General features: G+C 64.2%; 7 protein-coding genes. 5 read left to right on the top strand and 2 right to left on the bottom strand.

Going from position 1 to position 7867, the window contains the following annotated elements:
• The 3 genes from ACESNG_RS10565 to ACESNG_RS10555 all read left to right on the top strand — a co-directional run.
• Positions 1–2769: PDZ domain-containing protein (locus tag ACESNG_RS10565; protein ID WP_373068894.1), on the top strand; the 2769-nt coding region annotated here is incomplete at its 5' end.
• A complete protein-coding gene (locus ACESNG_RS10560) occupies positions 2766–3302 on the top strand; it encodes a PepSY domain-containing protein (RefSeq protein WP_373062539.1) in 537 nt (178 codons plus the stop codon). The genes ACESNG_RS10565 and ACESNG_RS10560, both read left to right, overlap by 4 nt.
• Positions 3299–4318, top strand: a complete 1020-nt coding sequence (locus tag ACESNG_RS10555; protein ID WP_373068892.1) for an MBL fold metallo-hydrolase — start codon at positions 3299–3301, stop codon at positions 4316–4318. Before ACESNG_RS10560 ends, ACESNG_RS10555 begins: the two co-directional genes overlap by 4 nt.
• Here ACESNG_RS10555 and ACESNG_RS10550 read toward each other — a convergent pair.
• On the bottom strand, positions 4212–4568 hold the full coding sequence (locus ACESNG_RS10550; RefSeq protein WP_373057976.1) for a hypothetical protein: 357 nt from the start codon (positions 4566–4568) through the stop codon (positions 4212–4214). The genes ACESNG_RS10555 and ACESNG_RS10550 overlap by 107 nt on opposite strands.
• Positions 4568–6010, bottom strand: coding sequence for an NAD(P)/FAD-dependent oxidoreductase (locus ACESNG_RS10545; protein WP_373057974.1), 1443 nt, complete (start codon positions 6008–6010; stop codon positions 4568–4570). Before ACESNG_RS10545 ends, ACESNG_RS10550 begins: the two co-directional genes overlap by 1 nt.
• Before the next feature lie 145 nt (positions 6011–6155).
• Here ACESNG_RS10545 and ACESNG_RS10540 point away from each other — a divergent pair, with 145 nt between their 5' ends.
• Together ACESNG_RS10540 and ACESNG_RS10535 are read left to right on the top strand one after the other, a co-directional pair.
• On the top strand, positions 6156–6632 hold the full coding sequence (locus tag ACESNG_RS10540) for a cytochrome c (RefSeq protein WP_373068890.1): 477 nt from the start codon (positions 6156–6158) through the stop codon (positions 6630–6632).
• Positions 6633–7277: 645 nt separating this feature from the next.
• The coding region (locus tag ACESNG_RS10535) for a carboxypeptidase-like regulatory domain-containing protein (RefSeq protein WP_373068888.1) at positions 7278–7867 on the top strand (590 nt) is incomplete at its 3' end.

Raw genomic sequence — 7867 nt, 5'->3', positions numbered from 1 at the left:
GGGCAGAACAAGCCCATCTGGATTCTCGACCTGAAAAGCTTCGCGCTCGACTCGACGCCGTTCACCAACTCGAAAGAAATGGACCCGGTGTGGGTGAACGACGCCGTCTATTTCCTGTCGGATCGTGACGGCGTGTCGAATGTATTCTCGTACGACACCAAGTCGAAGCAGCTGGCGCAGGTCACGAAGTTCCGTGACTTCGATGTGAAGTCCCTCGATGCATCGGCAGGCGCCGTGGTGTTCGAACAGGCCGGATATGTGCATGCGCTCGATCCGAAAACGGGCCGCGAGCAGGTGGTGAACATCACAGCGACCGGCGACTTCCCGTGGATGATGGCGTCGTGGAAGGATGTGTCGTCGCGTATCACCAGTCTCGCGTTGTCGGCCACCGGCAAGCGCGCGGCGGTTGAAGCACGCGGAGAGATCTTCACGATCCCCGCTGAGAAGGGAGATGTGCGCAACCTGACAAATACGAGCGGCGCAGCGGAGATTGCGCCGATATGGTCACCCGACGGCAAGTCGCTCGCGTACTTCAGCGATGCCAGCGGTGAGTACAAGCTGGTGATTGCGCCGCAGGATGGATTGGGCGCGCGTCGCGAGATCACGCTGCCCGAGCCGAGCCGTCCGTATTCGCCGAGTTGGTCGCCGAACGGTCGGAAGATCGCCTTCCAAGATACCCACTTCCGGATCTGGATGGTCGACTTGGCGAGCGGCCAGGCCAAGGTGGCCGATGCCGATCCGTACTTCATGGCCGACCGTTCGATCGTCGCGGTGTGGAGTCCCGACTCGCGCTACATGGCGTATCCGAAGCGACTCAAATCGTTGTTTCGCGCGATTTTCGTGTACGACACGGAGGGCGGTGCGGTTCAGCAGATCACGGACGGTCTGGCCGATGCCACGTCACCGGCGTGGGATGGGGGTAGCAAGTACCTGTGGTTCCTGGCGTCGACCAACTTTGCGTTGAACTCGTCGCTGCTGGATATGTCCAAGTACGATCGTCCGGAAACGCGGTCACTGTATCTCACCGTGCTGGCCAAGAGCGACGCGTCCCCGTTGTTGCCGGAGAGCGATGAAGAAGCGGCGCGCACGCGCGGCGATAGCGCGGCGGCGCCGTCTGCTGCCTCGGCACCGGCGGTGGCACCAACACGCGCCGACAGTGCGCGACCGACGCCCACGCCTCGTGCGGTGCGCATCGACTTCGAGGGTATGCAGCAGCGTATCATCGCGGTGCCAGGCGTGGCTGAGCGCGACTACGGCGAATTGCGCGCCGGTCCGGCGGGTTCGGTGTTCTTCGTCGAGCGGACACCGGCAACCGCCAGGGAAGGCGCGGGTGCACCCGGCGGCGCTACGTTGTTTCGCTTCCAGCTCTCCACACGCCGCGCGGCCCCGTTCGTAACCGGTGTAGCGCAATACGTGGTGAGCGCCGACGGTCGGAAGCTGTTGTATCGCACGGGCGGTGCGCAGGGTGGCCTCTACCTGGTGGATGCCGACCGCGCCGTGCCGGTCGCCGGCACCGGTCGCCTCACGGCCACGTTGCGCGCGTACATCGATCCTCGTGAAGAGTTCCGTCAGATCTTCAACGAAGGCTGGCGCAATCAGCGCAATAACTTGTATGTGAAGAATGCGCACGGCGCCGATTGGCCGGCGGTCAAGCAGATGTACGAGCCGTTGTTGGCGCATGTGAATCATCGCGCCGATCTGAACTATCTGATCGACAACATGGGTGCCGAGATCGCGATCGGACACTCGTACGTGCGCGGTGGCGACATCCCCGAGGTGCCGACCAATACCGGCGGCCTGCTGGGTGCCGACTTCACGATCGACAACGGTCGCTACCGCCTGGCGCGCATCTACGACGCCGAGAGTTGGAATCCGGAACTGCGGGCGCCGCTCGCGGTGCCCGGGGTGAATGTGAGTGCGGGTGACTACGTGCTGGCGATCAATGGCGTGGAGCTACGCGCGCCCGACAACATTTTCCGCTTGCTCGATGGCACGGCCAACCGACAGACCGTGCTCACGGTGAACTCGCGTCCCGAGCTGCAGGGCGCGCGCACGGTGACCGTGCTGCCGATCGCGAACGAGCAGGGATTGCGTTCCAGAGCATGGATGGAGCACAATCGTCGCCAGGTGGATTCTCTGTCGGGCGGCAAGCTGGCGTACGTGTATCTCCCGAACACGGGTCAGCCGGGATACACCAACTTCAATCGCTACTACTTTGCGCAGCAGGATCGTCAGGGTGTCGTGGTCGACGAGCGCTACAACGGCGGCGGCTCAGCGGCCGACTACATCGTCGATCTTCTGGGACGCGACTACGACGGGTATTTCAACAACCCGGTCGGTGATCGCTATCCATTCACCAGTCCCGCGAACGGGATCTGGGGACCGAAGGTGATGATCATCAACGAAATGGCGGGATCTGGCGGCGATCTGATGCCATACATGTTCAAGCGTCGCCAGCTCGGACCGCTGGTCGGTACGCGGACGTGGGGCGGACTGGTGGCGACCACCGACACGCCGAACTTCGTGGACGGCGGCTCGATGATCGCGCCGCGTTTCGGATTCTTCTCGCGCGATGACAAGTTCGCGGTCGAGAACGAAGGCGTCGCGCCGGATATCGACGTCGAGAACTTTCCGAAGGACGTGATCGCCGGACGTGATCCGCAGCTGGAGCGCGCGGTGCAGGAAGCCATGCGTCTCCTGTCCACATGGAAGAACGATCGTGCCACGAAGGAGCCGTTGCCCCCGGTGTGGGGTAAGCGGAGGCCGTGACGTCATTCAACCCACGCATCTGGAATCGGAAGCTGCACCGCTGGGGCTCGATTGCCGTCGCGCTGCCCTTCGTCATCGTGCTCGGCACGGGTCTGCTGCTGCAACTCAAGAAGCAGCTCTCCTGGGTGCAGCCGCCCGAGCAGAAAACCTCGGTGCATGTTCCAACCGTGACGATGGAGCAGATCCTTGCCACGGCGCAGTCGGTGCCCGAGGCGAAGGTGTCGACGTGGGCGGACATCGATCGGCTCGACGTCCGTCCCGGTAAGGGCATTGTGAAGGTGGCGACCGTCGAGCATTGGGAGCTGCAGCTCGACCTCGCCACCGGTGCACTGTTGCAGTCGGCGTATCGTCGGTCGGACCTCATCGAGAGCATTCATGACGGGTCGTTCTTCCACCCGCTCATGAAGCTGGGAGTGTTCTTTCCCACAGCCGTGATCGTGCTCGGATTATGGATCACCGGGATGTATCTGTTTTTGCTGCCATTCCGTGCGCGCGCCAAAAAGAGGCGCGTGGCGCCGTCGTCGGCCGCGTGACCGCGCCGGGCGGTCCACCGTATTCGAATCGTTCCGGCATCAATGTGGATGGTGCGGGCGCCGGGACGTGGATGGTGCAGCGCACGCGTGACCGACTGCCACGTCCGCCCGAGCAGCCGATCGTGGGCATGGCGCCCGATCTGGCGTTCATTCACGCCAATCGCGAGGAGCCGGCACTCACGTGGATCGGCCACTCGTCATTTCTGCTGCAGATCGACGGGGTGAATTTGCTGATCGATCCCGTGTTCAGCAGGCGGGCGTCGCCCGTTTGGTTCGCCGGTCCCCTGCGTCATCAGCCACCGGGGCTTCGCGCCGACCAGTTGCCGCGCATCGACGCCGTGCTGTTGTCGCACAACCACTACGATCATCTCGATCGACGCTCGATGCGTGACGTGGCGGTGCAGACCGGTGGCGCGCCGGCGTTCATCGTGCCACGCGGCACCGAGTCGTGGTTCGCCACGAATCTGCCACGCGCTGCTCGCGATGCTCGGATTATCGGCTGCGCGTGGGATGAGGTGGTGCGCTGGCCCGGACGCACGCGCGAACTCGAGTTGCACTTTCTGGCGGTGCAGCATTGGTCGAATCGTACGATGCTCGACCGCAACCAGTCGTTATGGGGCAGCTGGGCGATAGTCCATCCCGATTTCCGATTCTGGTACTCCGGTGATCTCGGCTACTCGAACGAGCCGCGTGAGATCGGTGCGCGCTTCGGGCACTTCGACGCGGCCGCGATCGCGATCGGCGCGTACGAGCCGCGATGGTTCATGCGCACGCAGCACGTGAACCCTGAGGAAGCGGTACAGGTGATGCTCGATGTGAACGCGAGGGAAGCGATCGGCGTGCACTGGGGCACGTTTGCGCTCACCGACGAGCCACTCGATCAGCCGCCGCGCGATCTCTCGGCCGCGCTCACCGCGCGCGGGTTGCCGCTGGATCGATTCCGCGTGTTGCGGCACGGGGAGACGCGTCGCTTCCGGTTGCCAGATACACCAGCAGCGGCGGACACCCCAGGATGAGCGTGGCCGGCCACCACCAGATGGCGCGGCCACGGGCGCGCAGATCGCGTGCCAGCCACACGAGCACGATGGCGGTGAACACGCCCATGTCGTTCCAGGCCATGAACACCATGGGATCCTGACGGAGCGTCATCCACGCATGCGCGAGGCCGGCCGAAACCGTGCCGTGCATCTGCATCCACGTGTAGAACGACCACTGTTCATAGGCGAAGAAGAGCGCCGCGAACGCGAGCAGTGCGAAGCGTCTCATCAACCGGGCGGCTTCTCGTATTCCTCGGTCGGCAGCTTGAACGCCGCCACGAGCTTCGGGTCACCGGCAATGCCGAGCACGCGCTGCGCCACGTACTCCCCGACCACCGGGCCGAACTTGAATCCTTCGGCCTGACCGACGCCGGCGATCCACGCGTTCGACGTGCCGGGTACGTGATCGATGATGAAGTTGCCGTTCACGCTCGATTCGTAGTGACAGGCGCGGGTCTCGAGCAGCGGGGCATTGGCGAGGGCCGGGAATCGTGCCGCGAGGAATCGCCGTGACCCATCGACACGCTCCTGACTGGCCCAGCGGCTGCTGGTGTCCGGGTCCTGCTGTAGCGGATCGGCCGGCACCGGCGCACCGGCGGCGGGGCCGACAGCCGCCGGCGTCGCTACCGGAGCGCCGGCCGGTGGCACTGGCGGTGCGATCGCCCCCCGTACGCGGAAGCCGCGCGAGTCGACCGGGAGCACGGGCCAGCCAGTCACCCCGGGGAAATTGAAACTGGGCAGATTGGGGAACGTGAAGCGCGAGTCGGCCACCGGTACACCGAAGTAACAGGCCACGCCGATCGGGATGCGCATCCTGTTTTCCATGTAGGGAAAGAGTTTGCGCAGCCACGGACCACACGCGAATACGTACGAGTCGCCACGTACGGTGGTGCCGTCTTCCAGGATCACGCCGTCCATGGAGCCGTTCACAATCGGTCCGGGACGTACCCGGCTGATGACCAGCTTTACGCCCATTTTTCCACCAACCGCCGCCACGGCCTGCGTGGCCGCACGACAGCGCACGACGCCGGCGTCGGGCTCGGTGATGGCGATGGTGATGTCGTCGGCCCTGATCACCGGATAGCGCTTCCGTAACTCGGCGCCGTTCAGCACTTCGTGCGGCACGTTGTTCGCCTTCCACAACTCAAGCGTCTTCGTGATGAACGGCTCGGCGGTGGCGCGCATGATCACGTCGCCCGTTTGATGAAAGTACGACGTCCGGAACACGGGCGCCCATTCCTTCTCGAACAACCGCCACCGTTCCATCGCCGCGCGCGCCCACGGTGTCCAGAGCTCGCCGGTGGCACGGTCGCCGTAGGACGAGCGGATGCCGCGTGTTTCGTCGCCACTGGTGGAGCGTGAGTTGCCCGGGCCGTAGGCATCGATGAGCGTGACGCGGGCGCCGCGCTCGCGCAAATGGTAGGCAGTCCAACCTCCCCAGGCGCCGGCCCCGATCACGACCACATGTCCCACGCCACCGTCTTTGGCGCGACCACGCTCGATGCCGCGCACGGGTGCGGCCGCGGCGAAGGCGCCGGCCGAGGCGCAGCCAGAGGCGAGCAGGGCGCCGGCACCGACGCCGGCGATCTTGAGAAAGTCCCGACGGGGCAGGGACGAGGCGTCCGACTCGGTGGAATCCAAACATTCGGGGGCGGGCGGGGTAATCGACATGCGGCGAAGATGCCCACTGGCCCGCGTAATCGCAATCAATTTTTACACGGAACGATGACCTGATGCGCCGCATTCACTCGATGTCCGTGCTGTGCTTCCGATCACATCTTGCCAGCGCTCCGCCCGCCACACACGTTAGAGGAATATGATGATCCGCAATTATCTTCCGGGCGCGTTCCTCGCGTCGGTGGTTGCCGCCAGCGTGTTCGGTGGCAGCCGAATGTCGGCGCAGCGGCCGCTCGCCCTCTCGCCGCTCCGCACCGCGATGTTCGTGGTCGACAGCCCGACATTGTATACCGAAGCGCAAGCGGAGGAGGGGGCGAAAGTCTGGACGGCCACCTGCTCGAGCTGTCACGAAACGAAGGATGTCACGAGCACGGACTTCCGCACGAAGTGGATCGGTCGTTCGCTGTTCGAACTGTACGAGCAGATTCGGACCACGATGCCGGACGACGCCCCGGGCACGCTCACGCCCGAGCAGTACCTGCACTCGGTGAGCTACATCCTCAAGCTCAATGGATTGCCGGCGGGAACGACACCGCTCGTCTCCGACTCGACGACCATGTCGACGCTAAAGTTCGAGCTACCTGCGCCGCCGCCGCCGCTACCGGTCTTGCCATAATGCTGTTCATCCCTGTAGGCGAACGCGTTGTCCGTGGACAGGGGCCCGAATGTTCCATTCATTGCACTTCTATCGCGCTACGATATTGACAGGCGGCGCACCGAGCCGTACCCTCTCGCAGTCCGGCCGCATCGTTCCGATACCGATCCGATCATGGCGATGGGTGCTCTGCACCCATCGGTGACGGATTCATTGGTTGGACTGTTGTTCCGGTTGACTAGCTTCTTGTACCAATAGTCCCCGCCGCGTGCTCGTCACGCACCCGGGAGCGATGCGCGATTTCCGCAGCGTCCTCCTGTTCCCCTTGCGCCAATCGGGTGTTTCGACACCCGTGCACAGTAGTGGCATGGTCAACGAGATCGCCCGCCGTTCGGCGTGCGATTTGTGTTGGCCGTGGCCATGTTCGGCCACACAAGGTGGCCGTTGAGTGATCCAGCTCTCTGAGGGAGTCACGAGATGCGATTGTTCGGACCCGTCGCGACTGATCGTAGCGAGCGAATTGGCTCGCTACCTCATTCCGTTTATCGCCGCCCACTGGCTGCCGCATGCGCACGCCTTGCCCTGTTTGCCGGGCTTGTCGGCGCCTCCTTATTTGCGGCTCCGAATGCGGAGGCGCAGGCTGCCGGCGGCACTATTACCGGCCGCGTGACTGACGCCGCTTCCGGTAACCCCGTCGGACAGGTTCGCGTGCTGGTGTCCGGCACACAGAACGGCACCCTCACCAGCGACAACGGTCGCTACTCGCTTCGCGTCACGACAACGGGTGCCGTCACGCTCGACGTGAATCGCATCGGCTACGAAGCGACAAAGCTTACGGTCACCGTCAGCGGCGCCACGCCGGTGGTCGCGGACATCCAGATCAAGCAGTCGGCCTTTTCGCTCTCTGCCGTCGTCACCACGGTGACCGGTCAGCAGCGCAAGGTGGAGCTGGCGAATTCCACCACCCAGATTGCCGTCGCCGACAAGATTGCCGAGTTGCCGGTCGCGAACATGGGTGGCCTGCTCTCAGGGCGCGCCGCTGGTGTGCAGGTCGTGTCGGGAGGTGCCACCGGCTCCGGCTCGCGTATCCGTATTCGCGGCCAGTCCTCGCTGTCGCTCAGCAATGATCCTGTCGTCATCATCGACGGTGTTCGCATGACCGCGACGTCAGGCAGCTCGGCGATCGGCGTTGGCGGATCGGCGCCGTCGCGACTCGACGACCTCAATCCTGAGGAAATCGAGAATATCGAAGTGAT

The sequence above is a fragment of the Gemmatimonas sp. genome (assembly GCF_041689975.1).
Classification (GTDB): Bacteria; Gemmatimonadota; Gemmatimonadetes; order Gemmatimonadales; family Gemmatimonadaceae; genus Gemmatimonas.
Note: the sequence above shows the minus strand (reverse complement) of the source record. Positions and strands in the feature narration are given on the sequence as shown.